Here is a 16,667-nt window from a genome sequence, read left to right as displayed (position 1 = left end):
TTGTTGTTTTTGATCCCTCCCCCACGTCTCGGGGGGGGGGCGGGGGGGGGGCGGGGGGGGGGGGGGGGGCCCCTTCCCCACGCGCCTCATCCAGAAAAGGCCCCCTCACCCGACCCAAGAGGGTCGACCTCTCCCCCAAAGGGAGAGGTGAAGTGAGCTCCATTCTCCGCCAACCCACCCCCTCCCGATCAAAACTTGCGCCTCGCCCCTCGTTTGACTAGGTTGCAACAATTCTAAAAGGGCTCTTCCCCTCGATGCAGTTTGTTTCTACGCGCGGCCAGGCGCCGTCGCTCGGCTTCTCCGATGCAGTGCTGGCCGGCCTTGCCACCGATGGCGGACTCTATGTTCCGCAATCCTGGCCCCAGATCAGTCCTGACGAAATCGCCGGTTTCGCCGGCAAGCCCTATAGCGACGTGGCCTATGCCATCATCTCGCGCTTCGTCGGCGACGAGATTGCCCCGGCCACGCTGAAGTCCATCATCGATGGCGCCTATGCGGGCTTCCGCCACCCTTCGGTTGCCCCGCTGGTGGAACTGGAGCCCGGCCACTTCGTGCTCGAACTGTTCCATGGCCCCACCCTGGCGTTCAAGGACGTCGCCATGCAGTTCCTCAGCCGGGTGATGGATCACATCCTCACCACCCGCAAACTGCGCGCCACCATCGTGGGCGCTACCTCCGGCGATACCGGCTCCGCCGCCATCGAGGCTTTTCGCGGCCGCGACACCACCGACATTTTCATCCTGCATCCGCTTGGCCGCACCTCCACCGTGCAGCGGCTGCAGATGACCACAGTGCTCGACGCGAACGTGCACAACATCGCGCTCGAAGGCACGTTCGATGATTGCCAGAACGTCGTCAAAGCCCTGTTTAACAACCACCGCTTCCGCGACTCGGTGCGCCTCTCGGGCGTCAACTCCATCAATTGGGGCCGCATCGTCGCGCAGATCGTCTATTATTTCACTGCGGCCGTCTCCCTCGGCAGCCCGCAGCGCAACATCAGCTTCACCGTGCCGACCGGCAATTTCGGCGATATCTTCGCCGGCTATGCCGCCAAGCGCATGGGACTGCCGATCGATCGGCTGATTATCGCCACCAATGCCAATGATATCCTGGCCCGCACCATGGCCACCGGCCGCTACCAGATGGACGGCGTCGAGCCCACCATCAGCCCGTCCATGGATATCCAGATTTCCTCGAACTTCGAGCGCCTGCTGTTCGATGCCGCTGGTCGCGATGCCGGGGCTGTAAACCGCATGATGGATAGCCTCAAGCAATCCGGCGGTTTCGAGCTGCCGGAAACCGCTTTGGCCAATATCCGCGCCGAGTTCTCCGCCGGCACCACGGGGGAGGCCGAAACCCGCGCCGCCATCGCCTCGACCTACAAGAATTCGGGCTATCTGCTCGATCCTCACACCGCCGTGGGCGTGCACGTGGCTCGTCACGAGCGCCAGGCCAGCATCCCAATGGTCACCCTCGCCACCGCCCATCCGGCCAAATTCGCCGATGCGGTGACGCAGGCCAGCGGCATCGCGCCGGCCCTGCCGGCATGGCTTGCCGATCTGCATCAGCGCGAGGAACGCCTCAGCGTCCTTGCCAACGACCAGGCTGCGGTCGAAGACTTCATCAGGGCGCGCACGCGTGCCGCATAACACAAGCACGAGGTGGTCGCTGACCGCCGGTGCCGGGAGGATTGCGTGAGTCTACAATCGACAACCCTGGACAACGGCATGGTCGTCCTCACCGACGATATGCCCCATCTCGAAAGCGCCTCGCTGGGCGTTTGGGTCCGCGCCGGCGCCCGTAGCGAGCGCAAGGCCGAGCATGGCATTTCCCACCTGCTCGAACACATGGCGTTCAAGGGCACCACGTCGCGCACCGCGCTGCAGATCGCCGAGGCGATCGAAGACGTCGGCGGTGATCTCAATGCCGCGACCTCCATCGAGCACACCGGCTATTTCGCCCGCGTGCTGAAAGAGGACGTGGTGCTGGCCGCCGACATCCTCAGCGACATCCTGCAGAATTCCCTGTTCGACGAGAAGGAACTCGAGCGCGAGCAGCAGGTCATCGTCCAGGAAATCGGCGCCGCGCGCGACAATCCCGACGATCACGTGTTTGACCTGTTCCAGGCCGCTGCTTTCCCCGAGCAGCCGATCGGCCGCACCATTCTGGGCACCGTCGAATCGGTGCGAGAATTCAAGCCGGAAGTGATCCGCAAATACCTCAACCGCAACTATGTGGGCGATCACATGGTCATGGCCGCCGCCGGCAATGTCGATCATGACGAACTGGTCAAGGTCGCCGAACAGCGCTTCGCCGAGCTCAAGCCCCATGGTGCCCCGGCCCCGCAAAGCGCTGAATACAAGGGTGGTGAAGAGCGTCTGGTCTCCGAGCACGAGCAGGCCCATATCGTCATCGGCTTCGAGGGCCGCGCCTACAACTCGGACGGCTTTTACGCCGCCCAGGTGCTGGCCTCCATTCTGGGCGGCGGCATGAGTTCGCGCCTGTTCCAGGAAGTGCGCGAAAAGCGCGGTCTCTGCTATTCGGTCTATGCGTTCCACTGGGCCTTCGCGGATAGCGGCGTCTTCGGCGTCGCCGCCGCCACCGGCGAGGACGAGGTGGGCGATCTCGTGCCCGTCGTCATCGACGAGCTGCGCCGCGCCACCCAGACCATCACCGACGAAGAAGTGATCCGCGTCCGCAACCAGATCCGCGCCGGCCTCCTGATGTCGCTCGAAAGCCCCTCCGCACGCGCCGGTCAGCTCGCGCGCCAGCAGATTCTCTGGGGCCGCCCGATCCCGATGGCCGAAACCGTCGAGCGCATCAACCGCATCACCGCCCAGCGGGTCAAGGATGTCGCCGAGCAGATATTCCTCTCCGGCACGCCAACCCTGGCGGGCATCGGCCCGATCGACGCTTTGCCCGATCTCGAGGCCGTCGGCGGCCTGCTCAAGCGCTGAGCGGGCCCACGCGATGATTTGGCCCTGGTCATCGCCGGCGTCCCTGATCACCCTCAAGGGCCCGCGTCTTCTTTTGCGTCTGCCCCAGCATGGCGATTATCAGGCCTGGTATAGCCTGCGCAAAACCAGCCGCGATTTCCTCAAGCCCTTCGAGCCGCGCTGGACCGAAGCCGATCTGGCACGGTCGGTCTTCACCGCCCGCGTCAAGCGCTCGCGGCAGGAGGCTGAGGACGGCAGCGACTATTCCTTCCTGATCTTCACCGCCACAGGCGGCCCCGAAACCCTGGTCGGCGGCATTACCCTCTCCAATATCCGCCGCCGCGCCGCCCAGTTCGCCAATCTGGGCTATTGGATGGGCCGCCAATTCGCCGGGCAGGGGATGATGACCGAGGCCGTCGGCATCACGTTACCGTTTGTGTTCGACAGCCTCGACCTGCACCGCCTCCACGCCGCGTTCCTGCCCGGCAACGCCGCCTCGCGCCGGGTGCTGGAAAAGAATGGCTTTGTGGAGGAAGGTTTTGCCACCGGCTACCTGCAGATCGACGGTCGCTGGGAGGACCACGTGCTCTTCGGCCTCACCCGCGAACGCTACGAAATGCGCCGCCGCACCCGGCATGCCTGAGCCGTCGCGTTTAACATTCACGTTGATCGTAATTCCCCAACCATCCCCATCCCCGATCTTCCCGCGGACTTGATCCGCGGGCCTCGGTCCACATCGCATCAGCGTCGAGCGGCCCCCGGATCAAGTCCGGGGGAAGATCCGTGGGGAGGATGGTATACGCCATGTTGGCGTCACCGCGTCGTCCCGTCAGCTCTTTGTGTCTATTCGGCAACACGGCTCCACGCTTGTCGCATGGGTCAATCCCCGCTACCAAAGAGCGCTCCCCTCAAGAGGACACCGTCATGGCCGCGACGCCGAAACAGTCGAGCGCCGTTTCGCTGCCATAATGAAGCCTAGCGCAGGATATAATCGCCTCTGATGCGTCACCTTTTAGCACTCGCGATGTGTCTTGCGTTCGCGCTCGGAATCCTCGCTCCAGCCGCTGCCTTCGAAGTGATTTCCGTTCCCGAGGACGTCAACGCCGTCAACCTGTCCGATGTCGTCGAGGTCCAGCAGGGCGCCGAGGGCAAGGTGCAGTTGTCGACGGCTCCGGGCGAAGACGGCATCATCCGCCGCATCGAAGTGCTGGCGACCGATCAGGGCACCAACCCCGATTGGGCGCTGTTCGCGCTCAAGAACGAAAGCGACCAGCAGATCGAGCGTCTCCTCGTGGCGCCGTTCTTCCGGCTCCCCGGCTCCGGCGTCTTCAGCCCCGATCTGGGCGATGACCGCATCAACGCCCTCACGCCCAGCGCCGGCATCCGCCCCGTCCGCCTGGCCGATCCCGAAGCCGACGTTTTCGAAGTCACCCTCGATCCCGGCGCCACCGTCACCTTCGTGGCCGAACTCACCTCCGGCCAATTGCCCGAACTCTACCTCTGGCAACCCAATGCCTACCGCGACTACGTGAACTCGTTCACCCTGTTCCGCGGCGTGGTGCTTGGCGTCGCCTCGCTGGCCGCCGTGTTTCTCACCATCATGTTCGTGGTCAAGGGCCGCGGCGTCTTCCCCGCAACCGCCGCCTTTGCCTGGGCGGTATTGATTTACCTCCTGATCGATTTTGGCGTGCTTGGCCGCCTGCTGGGCCTCAGCAGCGGCGGCATGCAGCCATTCCGCGCCGCCTCGGAGGCCGGCATAGCCACCACTCTGGCTGGATTCCTGTTCATCTACCTCAACCTGCACCGATGGCATCTGCGCTTCATCCACCTCGCACTCGGCCTTGCCGCCCTGTTCCTCGCGCTCTTCGCCTTTGCCTTCTTCCAGCCCGCCATCGCCGCGACCATCGCCCGGCTGGTGCTGGCGCTGCTCGGCGTCTCCGGCTTCTTCCTGATCCTGCTGCTCGCGCTTCGCGGCTATGACCGCGCCGTGCTGCTGGTGCCCACCTGGATCATCCTGATTGCCTGGCTGTTCTATGGCTGGCTGGTCATCACCGGCCAGGTCTCCAACGATATCGCCCAGCCCGCCGTGGCGGGTGGCCTCGTGCTCTTGGTGATGTTGCTCGGCTTCACCTCGGTGCAACACGCCTTTTCGGAAGGGCAGGTGTCCATCGGCACCCTGTCCGAAGTCGAACGCCGCGCTTTGGCACTCACCGGCTCCGGCGATTTCGTCTTCGATTGGAACATCGAGCGCGACCGCGTCTCCGTCTCCGATGAACTCGCCACCCGCCTGGGCGAAAAGCGCGGCGCCCTGCGCGGAGCCATCAAGCGCTGGCTCGATCGCGTCCATCCCGATGACCGCGACCGTTTCCGCACCGCCTTCGATACCCTGGTCGAATTGCGCCGCGGCAAGGTCTCGGCCGATATGCGCATCGCCGGCCACGACGGCAGCTACCGCTCCTTCCGGATGCGCGTGAAGCCGGTGCTGGGCGGCGACGGTCAGGTCAACCGCATCGTCGGTACCCTGCAGGACGTCACCGAAGATCGCGCCGCCCGCGAGCGCCTGCTGCATGACGCCGTGCATGACAGCCTCACCGGCCTGCCCAACAAGCAGCTTCTGCTCGACCGGCTTGAGCGCGCCCTCGTGCGCGCCCGCACGCCGGGCGGCACCAAGCCGGCCGTCTTCCTCATCGATATCGACCGCTTCATGGACCTCGAGGAGCGCATCGGCCACTCCGCCGCCGATTCGGTGCTGCTGGCCGTATCGCGCCGCATCGCCCGGGTCATGCGCCCGCTCGATACCGTCGCCCGCGTTGCCGGCGACCAGTTCGCCGTCATTCTCGCCTCCGAGCAGGCCGCCGGCAAAATCGCCGAAACCGCCGAACAGATCCGCAAGGCCCTCAAAGCCCCATTCAATTTCGGCGACCGCGACCTGACCCTCTCGGCCTCCATCGGCGTCACCATCTATGACAGCAACCCCGCCAGCGCCGCCGACGTGCTGCGCGATGCCGAACTGGCCATGTATTACGCCAAGCGCCTTGGCGGCGACCGCATCGAGGCCTATCGCGCCTCCGCCCGCTCGATCTCGGCCTATAACCGCGCCAGCGAGGAAGACCTCGAACGCGGCATGAAGCAGGGCGAGTTGCAGGTCCAGTTCCAGCCGATCATGGATATCGTCTCCGGCCGCATCGCCGGGGCCGAGGCCCTGATGCGCTGGCTGCACCCCACGCGCGGCATCGTCGCGCCGTCCGAGTTCATCACGCTGGCCGAACGCTCCGGCCAGATCGAACGCCTGGGCCGCATCGCCTTCGAGCAGGCCGCCTACCAGACGCGCGACTGGATGACGTCGATTCCGGGCCTGCCGGAAGAATTCTTCGTGTCGGTCAATCTATCCCCCGGCCAATTGGCCGCGCCGAGCCTGCTCAACGATATTCGCGCCGTGATTGCGCAAAATCCCGGCATTGCCAATCACCTCAAGCTCGAGCTCACCGAGTCCCAGGTGATGACCAATCCCGAGCACTCCGCCTATATGCTCGAAGCCCTGCGCGGCATGGGCCTGGGCCTGGCGCTGGACGATTTCGGCACCGGCCATTCATCGCTCAGCTACCTGCACCGCTTCCCCTTCGACACCATCAAGATTCCGGCCGACTTCGTGAAGATGGGCGACACCAACGGCATCGGCCACACCCAGGGGCCGATCATCCGCGCCATCGTCGCGCTGGCCAACGATCTCGATCTGGCTGTCATCGCCGAGGGCGTCGAGACTCCCGAGGAAGTCGAACGCCTGCGCCAGTTCAATTGCCGGTTTGGTCAGGGTTTTGCCTTCGGCGCCGCCATGACCGCCCCCGAATTCGGCAAACAACTCGCCGCCCAGGTCGCCCGCCTGCCGGCTCGGGAAACGGCAAGCTAGACCAGCCACGCCAGCGGGCCGAAGACGCAGCCCACCCGCTCCACCGGCCTGCCACCTCAAGACAAGACGCCTCGCCACTAACGCGCCCCACCCCACTATCCTTCCCGCGGGCTTGACCCGCGGGCCACTCACAGCTCGGCACGTGTGGAAGCAGGCCCGCGGATCAAGTCCGCGGGAAGGCAGTGGTTGGGTGAAATCGGTGAATTAGACAGCCGCCCTAAGCATGTCCCGCATCCGGGCTCAACGTCGCCCGCGTAATATTCAGCATGCCCAGCGCGGCGTCGTAGCGCCGCTCCACCGGCGTTTCGAACAACAATTCTCGCGAGAACGGCACTGTTAGCCAGCCATTTTGCGCGATCTCGCCTTCCAACTGCCCCGGCGCCCAGCCGCAGCAGCCCAGCGCGAACAAAGCCGCCTTGGGTGCCGGCCCAAACGCCATCGCCTTGAGCACTTCGAGTGTCGCGGTCAGGCAGATATTGTTGGCCACCTCATAGGTGTTGCCGCTGGAAAAATCGGGCGAATGCAGCACGAAGCCGCGCCCCTTCTCCACCGGGCCGCCGCGCATCACCGCGCGCTCGCGGATCGCGTCGGGCAGGCGGATGATCATGTCCGGATCGCCCAGGTCCAACTCGTCCAGGATATCTGCGAAGCGCATGTCCAGTTCGTGGTTGACCACAAGGCCCATGGCGCCGTCATCGCTGTGGCCCACGAGAAAGATCACGCTCTCGGCGAAGCGCTCATCGGCCATGTCGGGCATGGCCACCAGGAATTGTCCTTCAAGTGAGTTCATGGCGCCATTCTAAAGGCTGCGGCCCCCGCTGCCAAGTTAACGCTCGCCCATGCTTGGGTGCGAGCCTCACGAAGCCATGAACAGGGGACGCTAGGCGGCGCGGATATCCTGGGTTACACGAGTGTCCATGCGAATTTACCCTAAAGTCCTTTTGCTGCTTAGCCTGCTGGCCACGCCTGTCGCAGCGGCCGAAACGCCGTGGCAAACCGTGGCGCCCGGGGTCACCATGCGGCTGGTCAGCGCCGGCACGATCAAGCCCGATGGCACCAGTTGGATCGGCGTCGAATTGGACATGCCTCAAAACACCAAGACCTATTGGCGCATCCCCGGCGAGACGGGCCTGCCCACCGAGCTCGATTTCGCCGGCTCGCAGGGCATTGCTGGCAACGCGATTTCGTGGCCTTATCCCGAACGCGACCAGTCGGGCCGCTACCTCGATTACGTCTATCACGGTCCCACTTTGCTGCCCGTCCAACTGACCCTCGACGCCGCCACCGCGCAGATCGAGGTCGCCGTGGTGATGGGCGTATGCTCCGATATCTGCGTGCCCGCGCAAGCCAGCTTCAGCCTGCCGGTGGATGGAACCAAGGACATGCCCAATGGCCTGCGCATCCGCCAGGCCGTGGCCATGGCGCCGATCGCCTGGCCAGACGCTGTCCAGCCCATCGGCGATGTCCAATATCGCGCCGCCGACCAGATGCTCCTGGTGCACGTCACCGATCCCGCCGTCGATCCCGATTCCCTGATCGTGGCCACCGAAGATGGCGACCCCTTCTTCGGTGCGCCGCAAAAAAGTCCCGAGCCCGATCTAGTGCTGATCCCGGTTTTGGGCAAAACCGACGAAATTGACTTGGAAAACCGCCCCGTTCAGCTCACATTCACCACTGATATGGGAGCATATGAAATCACTCGGCCCGTCCAAACGGCCGAATAAGGTCACGAGGGCGATCGGGAGCAGGGCGCAATGCCTTGCATGCGGGGGCAAAGCCGCATATCCGGGTTCCCAGCAATTCAAGCGTCGCTGGCAGCGGACAAGGCCGCCAGCAATGAGGGGGCATAATCCTATATGATCGAGCGCGGTAATCCGGTCCCGTCGGTGCGGGTCAAGCTTGTCGATGCCAATGGCATTGCCGACAGCACCAGCGACGCCATCCTCGGCACGGGCCTCGTCGTCTTGTTTTCGGTCCCCGGCGCGTTCACGCCTACTTGCCACGTCAATCATCTGCCGGGCTTCATCGCCAATCAGGCCAAGCTGCACGCTGCCGGGGTCACCCGCATCGTCTGCGCATCGGTCAACGACCAGCATGTCATGAAAGCGTGGGCCGAAGCCTCTGGCGCCCTCGGCAAGGTTGATTTCATCGCCGACGGCAATGCCGAACTCGCCACGGCGCTGGGCTTGGCCAAGGATTTCAGCGGCAGCGGCATGGGCACACGCTATGCCCGCGCGGCCATGATCATTCGCAACGGCATTGTGGACAACGTATTCGTCGAAGACGCGCCCGGCGTGTCGGCCAGTGGCGCTCCCGCCATCCTGATGGCGCTTGAAACCGCCAACAGCTAGTATCTGCGTTAGGAGACGATTTCATGCTCAAGTCCACCCTGACCCTGGCTGCGCGACGCGGTCTTACCCTTGGCGCCACCGGGCTCCTCGCAGCGGCGCTGGCCGGTTGCAGCATGGGCGGCATGTTCGGCGGCGGCTCGCCCGCGGCCGATGCCAACCTCGCCAATTCCAGCGCCACCCCGACGGCCATGGCCCAGGCGCAGACCAGCGCTCTCCCCGCAATCGCCACTGCCTGCCCCCCCATCAAGGTGCGCACCGGCACAGAGGCGATGTTCTATTATGGTAATGGCAAGGTCGGCGATCCGCGCACGCTGCAATATCAGGGCGTCATCGACAAGAGCACCCGCAATTGCGTGGTCTCCAATGGCCTGATCACCGTGCAGATGGGTGTCGAGGGCCGCGTCCTGCTCGGCCCCACCGGCACCCAGACCTCGGTCACCGTGCCGATCCGCTTCGCTGTCGAGCGCGACAAGCAGGCCATATTCTCGGAAAAATACCAGATCCCGGTCGCCATCACTCCACCGGCGCAGGCTGGCAATTTCATCAAGGTCGTCCAGAACGTCGCCATCCCCTATCTGGGCGGCGAGGACATCACCATCTGGGTCGGCTTCGATACCGGCAAGTAAGCTCAGCTTTCAGCTCTGCACATGCAAAATCCCCGCGAAAGCGGGGATTTTCGTTTCGATGGTCGATGCTGTGGACGGCAGGTCATCCACCCCACCCACCGTCCTTCCCACGGGCTTGACCCGTGGGCCTCTACCTGCGCGCGCCGTGTTGTGAACGGCCCGCGGATCAAGTCCGCGGGCGGCCTGTGTGTGTGGTACGCTTGGTGATCACGAGAGCGCCTACTCGGCCGCCTGCGGCAACTCCTCCGGCCGCTCCCAGCGCAGGATCGGCGATCGCGCCGCCCGCGTCTCGTCCAGCCGGCGCCGTGGCGCTTTCATCGGCGCTGCGGTGAAGCGTTCGGTATTGCCCGCCTTGGCGTCGGCGGCCAGCTCTTCCATCACCTCGCAGAACCGGTCCAGCGTCTGCTTGCTCTCGCTTTCGGTCGGCTCGATCAGCATTGCCCCATGCACCACCAGCGGGAAGTACATCGTCATCGGATGGAACCCCTCATCGATCAACGCCTTGGCGAAATCGAGCGTGGTGACACCGGTCCCGACGAGGAACGTGTCGTCGAACAGCGCCTCGTGCATGGTCGGGTAGTCTCCGAACGGCACCGAGAAGGCATGGGCGAGCCGCGCCTTGATGTAATTGGCATTGAGCACCGCATCCTGCGCCGCTTGCGCCAGCCCGTCGCCACCGTGGCTGAGCATGTACGTCAAAGCCCGCACATACATGCCCATCTGGCCCTGGAATGCGGTGATGCGCCCGAGGGACTCGCCCTCGGCATGCTCGACCAGGTCAAGAAGTCCAGCATGCTGGCGAATAAACGGCACCGGAGCGAAGGGCGCGAGCGCTGCAGACAGCACCACGGGACCCGCGCCGGGACCGCCTCCGCCATGCGGCGTCGAGAAGGTTTTGTGCAGGTTGATATGCATCGCATCGATGCCCAGGTCGCCCGGCCGCACCACGCCCATGATGGCGTTGAAGTTCGCTCCATCGCAGTAGAAGAACGCCCCGGCATCATGCACTGCCTGAGCAATTTCAATGACTTGTGGCTCGAACAACCCGCACGTATTGGGGTTGGTCAACATGATCGCCGCCACCTCCGGCGACAGCGCATCCTTGACCGCCTGCACATCCACCGTGCCATCGTCCCGCGCCGGGATCGGCTTGACCGTGTAGCCCAGGAACGCCGCCGTCGCCGGATTGGTGCCATGCGCACTCTCGGGCACCAGCACGATCCGGCGATGGCTCTGCCCCGCCGCATCCTGGGCCGCCTTGATCGCCATCATGCCGAGCAATTCGCCATGCGCGCCGGCCTTCGGGGTCAGCGCTACCGCCGCGGTATTCGTCAACGTCATCAACCACTTGGCAAGCTGGTTCATCAACTCCAGCGCGCCCTGCACGGTGGAAACCGGCTGCAGCGGATGAATATCGGCGAAGCCGGGCAGGCGGGCAATCTTCTCGTTCAACCGCGGATTGTGCTTCATCGTGCACGATCCCAGCGGATACATGCCGCTATCGATCGAATGGTTCAGCCGGCTGAGACGCACATAGTGGCGCATCGCCTCCGGCTCAGTCAGCCCCGCCAGGTCCAACGCGCTTTTGCGCTCGAAGCCGCCGAGGCGACCGGTCGAAATCTCCGCATCCGGCAGATCAACGCCCGAATGCTCGGTATCGCCAATCTCGAACAGCAGCGGCTCATTCGGCAGCATGGACGAGCCGGAGGTTGAGGCAAAACCCGATGTTCCGGTGCCGGTTGGGCGGCCTTGCGTATTCATGCTCATGCCAGTTCCTCTGTCAGCGCGGCCACCAGGGCCGCGATATCCTCGTCGGTGGTCAATTCGGTCGCCGCCAGCACCAAGAGGTTGGCGACCTCAGGATTATCCGGCTCCAGCCGACTGACTGGCACGCCGCCCAGAATGCCCTGTGCGGCCAAGGCCTCGACCAATGGCGCTGCTGGAACAGCCACCCGAATGGTCATTTCGTTGAAGAAGGTCTTGTTGAGGAGTTCTACGCCCGGAATGCCGGCTAGAGCGTCCGCCAGGGCACAAGCGCGGGCATGGTTCAGCCGCGCCAGCTTGGTAAACCCAGCCTCGCCCAGCAGCCCCATATGGATCGAGAACGCCAGCGCGCACAGCCCCGAATTGGTGCAGATATTGCTGGTCGCCTTCTCACGGCGGATATGCTGCTCGCGGGTCGATAGCGTCAGCACGAAACCGCGCTGGCCATCGGCATCGACCGTCTCGCCGCATAGCCGGCCAGGCATCTGTCGGATGAATTCCTTGCGCGTCGCCATTAGCCCCAGATACGGCCCGCCGAAGTTCAGCGCATTGCCGATTGATTGGCCCTCGGCCACCACGATATCGGCGCCATAGGCCCCGGGCGACTCCAGCAGCCCTAGCGACACGATCTCGGTGACCACCACGATCAGCAGCGCGCCCTTGGCATGGGCGGCGTCGGCGGCGGTCTTGAGATTGCGCAGATGACCGTAAAAGTCCGGCGTCTGGATGACGATGGCCGCGGTCGTCTCATCGATATGGTCGAGAATATCGCCCTGACCGTCTGGCGACGCCGACAGGCATTCAAGATCGGCGTCGTCCTTGAGATAGGCCCGCACCACGTCGCGATAGTGCGGATGCAGCCCACCCGACAGCACGATCTTGTTGCGTCGCGTCAACCGCCGCGCCATCAGCACCGCCTCGGCCGTTCCGGTCGAGCCGTCATAGAGGCTGGCGTTCGCCACATCCATGCCGGTGATCTTGGCCACCTGGGTCTGGAATTCGAACAGCATCTGCAGTGTGCCCTGCGATATTTCCGGCTGGTACGGCGTATAGGCCGTCAGCCATTCCGAACGCTGGATCAGGTGATCGACCGTCGCCGGCACATGGTGGCGATACGCCCCCGCGCCGACGAAGAACGGGCCGTCGCTGCCCGCGCGGTTCTTGCCGGCCAGTGCCCTCATGTGGGCTTCGACAAGATATTCGGGGCTGTGCTGCGGCAGGTTCAGGTCGAACGTCTTGAGCGCCTTGGCGGGTACGGCGCTGAACAGGGCCTCGATCGAGGTCGCGCCGATCACGCCAAGCATCTCGGCGCGTTCGGCATCGGAATGGGGGAGGTAACGCATGGGGGTTTCCGGCTTCCAGTTTGTTGGGGCATCACCCCCCACCCTCAATCCCTCCCCACAAGGGGGAGGGAAGCAGATCGAGCTCGCTGAACGCTTGGTGGTTCCGCAAACCGGATCGATTCCCTCCCCCTTGTGGGGAGGGCCAGGGTGGGGGTTCTCTTACTTCGTCAAATCGGCATACGCCGCGTCATCGAGCAGGCCGTCGATCTCGCCCGCGTCGGCAATGGTGATCTTGTAGATCCAACCGCCGGCTTCCGGGTCGGTGTTGATCAGGCCCGGATTGGCGGTCAGTTCGGCGTTCACTTCAGTCACCGTGCCCGACACCGGCGCGTAAATCTCGGAGGCCGCCTTGACGGACTCGACCACGGCGGCCTCGTCGCCCTTCTTCAGCACCTTGCCGACGCTGGGCAGTTCGACAAAGACGATGTCACCCAGGGCGTTCTGGGCATAGGGCGTGATGCCCACAATGCCGGTCGCGCCCTCGACGCGAATGTATTCGTGGTCCGGGGTGAATTTGGTGGTCATGATCGATCCCTCAACTAGGATTTGGCTTTGCGGAAATAACGGTGTGGAACGAAGGGGGTGGCAGTCACTTGGGCCGGCTGCATGCGGCCGCGGACGCTGACCTGCAATTGCGTGCCGGGTGCGGCGTGGGCTGGCGGCACGAAGCCGAGCGCGATGGCCCGGGCTAGGCTGGGCGCAAAGCCGCCGCTGGTGACCTTGCCAACGACCATGCCGGATGCATCGAGGATTTCAGTGCCTTCGCGGGCCGGTGCGCCTTCGACGAACAGGCCGACGCGGACGCGGGACAACTCGCCACCGAACTCCTTGAGAATGCGCGCGGCGCCGGGGAAGTCGGCGCTCTCACGGCGCCGCTTGGAGACGGCGAAGTTGAGCCCTGCTTCGGTAGGGGAGACTGTTTCGTCGAGGTCATGTCCGTAGAGCGGTAGTCCGGCTTCAAGACGCAGGCTGTCGCGCGCGCCAAGCCCGATCGGCTTGACGCGTTCGTCGGCCAGGAGGGCGTCCCACATCGCTTCGGCCACGCTTGCGTCGCAAAGGATTTCGCAGCCGTCCTCGCCCGTATATCCCGAGCGGGCGATGATCAGCTTGGTGCCGTTCCACTCGAACGGCGCATAGGTCATAAAGCCCAGCTCGGCAACACCTGGAACGGTGGTGTCCAAAACGGCAACCGCCTCGGGTCCCTGCAGGGCGAGAAGGGCGCCATCATCGGCGCGGGTCAGTTTGGCTTTGTCGCCGGCAGCCCTGGCGATGATGGCGAAGTCATTGTCCTTGGTGCCGGCATTGACCACGATATAGAGCGAACCGGGAAACAGCGGCGAGCGAGCGACCATCAGATCGTCGATGGCCCCGCCACTCTCGTTCAGCAGCAGAGTGTAGCGAACCTGGCCGGGCTTGAGCCCTTTGATGTCGCCGCAGACCAGCGGCTCCACCAGCGCCGCAACGGCCGCGTGATCGGCATCGGCATCGCCGCTTGGATTGTTCAGCGTCAGGAAGCTCGGCCCCATATGGCTGACATCGAACAGGCCCGCATGCTCGCGGGTCCACTTATGCTCGCCCATGATGCCGGTAGGGTACTGCACCGGCAGGTTATAGCCGCCAAACGGCACCATGCGGCCGCCGGCGGCGACGTGCTTGGCATAAAGCGGGGTGGTCTTGAGGTCTTCGACTGGTTCGGACAAGCGGCGCTCCCGGCAAATGGACACTGCGGACATTCGTTGCCGAACGCCGTGGTGCCCCCTCTGTCCGCTGAACCTGAGAGATTTCCCGGCCGCCTATGGGCCGGTTGCTCCTTCGGTGAGGCGTGTGCGCCTGCTTTCCAGAGTTTTCGTCGAACTGCGGTCCATTTGCCTGAGAGTTTCCGGGGCGGTTGCTCCTTCGGCGCTGGACTAAACCAGCTCTCCCGCAGTCGAGGGCCACCATGGGGTAGATTCCTCAGGGCGTCAATCGGCCGGCAAGGCGGGGCACAGGGAATTATGGGATTGCAGTCGCGGGTTGCACGAGCGCGATCCAGTCCCCTCCCCCTTGAGGGGAGGGCTAGGGTGGGGGGAAGTTGGAGCCGGAGTGGAGTTGGCTGGCTGAAGGGAGATCCCTCCCGCTGAAAGTTCCCCCACCCCTAACCCCTCCCCTCAAGGGGGAGGGGAACTTGCTCAGTGCCCCAAAACAAAAAAGGCGGACCTTGCGGCCCGCCCTAATTCTCTACGCTTGTCGCCAAACCTTAGTTCAGCTGCGTACCAACATCCTTGATAGCCTTGCTGACCAGATCGTCGCCCTTGCTGGCCATCTGCTGGCTGAGCACGATACGGGCGGCTTCCACAGTCAGGTCGGCAGCGCGGGCGCGCACTTCGCCGAGCGCCTGGGCTTCGGCTTGGTCGATCTTGTCCTGCACCGACTTGGTGCGGCGCGCGATCAGATCGGTCAGCGCCACATTGGCGTCTTCGGCGAGGCGCTTGGCCTCTTCCTGCGCGGCGGTCACGATGCCGGCGGCTTCGCCTTCGGCAGCGACGCGCTTGTTTTCATAATCGACCAGCAGGGCCTCGGCTTCTTCACGCAGGCGCTTGGCTTCGGCCAGGTCGGTTTCGATCTGGGCGATGCGGGCGTCGAGCATCTTGGTGATCATTTTCGGCAGGCCGAAATAAATCATGATGCCGATGAAGATCACCAGCGAAATGGTGGCCCAGATGGTCGCCCAGGTGGTTGCGTCGATCGTCGAGAAGTCCATCCGAGCTACTCCTTGGCCGCGGTGGCGACGGCGTTGCGCGCCTCATCGGCCGAAGCCGAGCCGGTCAACTGGGTAACCAGAGCCTGCACGGTATCGGCAGCGATTTCAGACACATGGCCCAGGGCCTCGGTCTTGGTCGCCTGGATGCTGGCCTCGGCGTCGGCGACCTTCTTGGAGAGATCGGCTTCGACCGCTTTGCGCTTGCCGTCGATATCGGCCTTGATGGCGTTGCGGGTTTCTTCGGCAATGGCCTGCGACTTTGCGCGGGCCGCGGCGTGAGCGGCCTCGTAGGCTGCAATGGCCGCGTCGGTCTTCTGGCGGGCCGCGTCGGCTGCGGCGAGATCGCCGTCGATCCGCGCCTTGCGGTCTTCGAGGATCGAGCCGATGCGCGGCAAAGCCAGCTTGCTCATCGTGAAATACAAAAATGCGAAGGTAATCGCCAGCCAGATCAGCTGGGTGCCAAAGCTCGAAGGATCGAACGGCGGAAATACCTCGGAATGTTCGCCGCCATTCGCTTCGGTGGAAGCGTGGACGGCACCACCCTCGGCAGATGCGTCAATGGCCTCGTGGCCTTCGACCGCTACTGGAGTTTCGGTTGCCATATTGGTCTACCCGTTGATGAGCCGGCTTGAAAGCCTTCGAAAAAAGCGGCAGCCCGGGAAAATTTCCCCCGGCCGCCGCTCCTAGTGAACGAACGCTGATATCACACTGCGAACAGCAGGAGCAGGGCGATCAGGAACGAGAAAATGCCCAGAGCTTCGGTCACGGCGAAACCGAAAATCAGGTTACCGAACTGGCTGCCGGCGGCAGAAGGATTACGCAGGGCGCCCGACAGGAAGCTGCCGAAGATGTTGCCCACGCCGATAGCCGCACCGGCCATGCCGATAGCTGCAATACCGGCACCGATGTACTTGGCGGCAATTGGATCCATTTGAATACTCCTTGGAGACCGAAGATTTGTGTTTCTGCCGTCCGGCCACCGCGGCCGCACGAATAGCTA

Annotated in this window: 15 protein-coding genes and 2 riboswitches; of the genes, 7 read left to right on the top strand and 8 right to left on the bottom strand. The window is 64.1% G+C overall.

The window, feature by feature from the left end; translation table 11 throughout:
* Nucleotides 1-254 precede the first annotated feature (254 nt).
* The 4 genes from thrC to ABIB57_RS04420 all read left to right on the top strand — a co-directional run bounded on the left by thrC (nt 255) and on the right by ABIB57_RS04420 (nt 6,843).
* The gene (thrC, locus tag ABIB57_RS04435; RefSeq protein WP_354038726.1) at nt 255-1,649 is read left to right on the top strand and encodes a threonine synthase; all 1,395 of its coding nucleotides are present in this window, start codon (nt 255-257) and stop codon (nt 1,647-1,649) included.
* 45 nt (nt 1,650-1,694) lie between these two features.
* Nucleotides 1,695-2,957, top strand: a complete 1,263-nt coding sequence (locus ABIB57_RS04430; RefSeq protein ID WP_354038725.1) for a M16 family metallopeptidase — start codon at nt 1,695-1,697, stop codon at nt 2,955-2,957.
* Between the two features lie 13 nt (nt 2,958-2,970).
* Nucleotides 2,971-3,579: a GNAT family N-acetyltransferase gene (locus tag ABIB57_RS04425; RefSeq protein WP_354038723.1), complete on the top strand. Its 609-nt coding sequence runs from the start codon at nt 2,971-2,973 to the stop codon at nt 3,577-3,579.
* A 357-nt stretch (nt 3,580-3,936) separates the two neighbouring features.
* A complete protein-coding gene (locus ABIB57_RS04420) occupies nt 3,937-6,843 on the top strand; it encodes an EAL domain-containing protein (RefSeq protein ID WP_354038722.1) in 2,907 nt (968 codons plus the stop codon).
* A gap of 217 nt (nt 6,844-7,060) precedes the next feature.
* On the opposite strand, the gene ABIB57_RS04415 is transcribed toward ABIB57_RS04420, so the two are convergent.
* Nucleotides 7,061-7,633, bottom strand: a complete 573-nt coding sequence (locus ABIB57_RS04415) for a YqgE/AlgH family protein (protein ID WP_354038721.1) — start codon at nt 7,631-7,633, stop codon at nt 7,061-7,063.
* 127 nt (nt 7,634-7,760) lie between these two features.
* Between ABIB57_RS04415 and ABIB57_RS04410 the strand changes: the two genes are divergently transcribed.
* The 3 genes from ABIB57_RS04410 (at nt 7,761) to ABIB57_RS04400 (ending at nt 9,820) form a co-directional block, all read left to right on the top strand.
* Nucleotides 7,761-8,567 (top strand): protein-disulfide reductase DsbD domain-containing protein, encoded by an 807-nt coding sequence (locus ABIB57_RS04410; RefSeq protein ID WP_354038720.1) that lies wholly within the window; start codon nt 7,761-7,763, stop codon nt 8,565-8,567.
* A gap of 132 nt (nt 8,568-8,699) precedes the next feature.
* A complete protein-coding gene (locus ABIB57_RS04405; RefSeq protein WP_354038718.1) occupies nt 8,700-9,194 on the top strand; it encodes a redoxin family protein in 495 nt (164 codons plus the stop codon).
* Between the two features lie 23 nt (nt 9,195-9,217).
* Complete coding sequence (locus ABIB57_RS04400; RefSeq protein ID WP_354038716.1) at nt 9,218-9,820, top strand: hypothetical protein; 603 nt, start codon at nt 9,218-9,220, stop codon at nt 9,818-9,820.
* Between the two features lie 219 nt (nt 9,821-10,039).
* On the opposite strand, the gene gcvPB is transcribed toward ABIB57_RS04400, so the two are convergent.
* The 7 genes from gcvPB to ABIB57_RS04365 form a co-directional block, all read right to left on the bottom strand.
* A complete protein-coding gene (gene gcvPB / locus ABIB57_RS04395; RefSeq protein ID WP_354038715.1) occupies nt 10,040-11,587 on the bottom strand; it encodes an aminomethyl-transferring glycine dehydrogenase subunit GcvPB in 1,548 nt (515 codons plus the stop codon).
* Nucleotides 11,584-12,927 (bottom strand): aminomethyl-transferring glycine dehydrogenase subunit GcvPA, encoded by a 1,344-nt coding sequence (gcvPA, locus tag ABIB57_RS04390; RefSeq protein WP_354038714.1) that lies wholly within the window; start codon nt 12,925-12,927, stop codon nt 11,584-11,586. The genes gcvPB and gcvPA overlap by 4 nt, the downstream gene beginning before the upstream one ends.
* 159 nt (nt 12,928-13,086) lie before the next feature.
* Nucleotides 13,087-13,452 carry a glycine cleavage system protein GcvH gene (gene gcvH, locus ABIB57_RS04385; RefSeq protein ID WP_354038713.1) on the bottom strand — a complete coding sequence of 122 codons (366 nt, stop codon included), beginning with the start codon at nt 13,450-13,452 and terminating at the stop codon, nt 13,087-13,089.
* Between the two features lie 14 nt (nt 13,453-13,466).
* Nucleotides 13,467-14,627, bottom strand: coding sequence for a glycine cleavage system aminomethyltransferase GcvT (gene gcvT / locus ABIB57_RS04380; protein ID WP_354038712.1), 1,161 nt, complete (start codon nt 14,625-14,627; stop codon nt 13,467-13,469).
* A 50-nt stretch (nt 14,628-14,677) separates the two neighbouring features.
* Nucleotides 14,678-14,774, bottom strand: a riboswitch (glycine riboswitch).
* A riboswitch (glycine riboswitch) is annotated at nt 14,775-14,861 on the bottom strand.
* 302 nt (nt 14,862-15,163) lie between these two features.
* On the bottom strand, nt 15,164-15,667 hold the full coding sequence (locus ABIB57_RS04375) for a F0F1 ATP synthase subunit B family protein (protein ID WP_354038710.1): 504 nt from the start codon (nt 15,665-15,667) through the stop codon (nt 15,164-15,166).
* Nucleotides 15,668-15,672: 5 nt separating this feature from the next.
* Nucleotides 15,673-16,269, bottom strand: a complete 597-nt coding sequence (locus ABIB57_RS04370; protein ID WP_354038708.1) for a F0F1 ATP synthase subunit B family protein — start codon at nt 16,267-16,269, stop codon at nt 15,673-15,675.
* Between the two features lie 101 nt (nt 16,270-16,370).
* Nucleotides 16,371-16,598: a F0F1 ATP synthase subunit C gene (locus ABIB57_RS04365; RefSeq protein WP_299729516.1), complete on the bottom strand. Its 228-nt coding sequence runs from the start codon at nt 16,596-16,598 to the stop codon at nt 16,371-16,373.
* Between the last annotated feature and the right edge of the window lie 69 nt (nt 16,599-16,667).

Source organism: Devosia sp. UYZn731 (assembly GCF_040546795.1).
In the GTDB taxonomy this organism is placed as follows: domain Bacteria; phylum Pseudomonadota; class Alphaproteobacteria; order Rhizobiales; family Devosiaceae; genus Devosia.
This window is presented reverse-complemented; position numbering and strand designations above follow the sequence as displayed.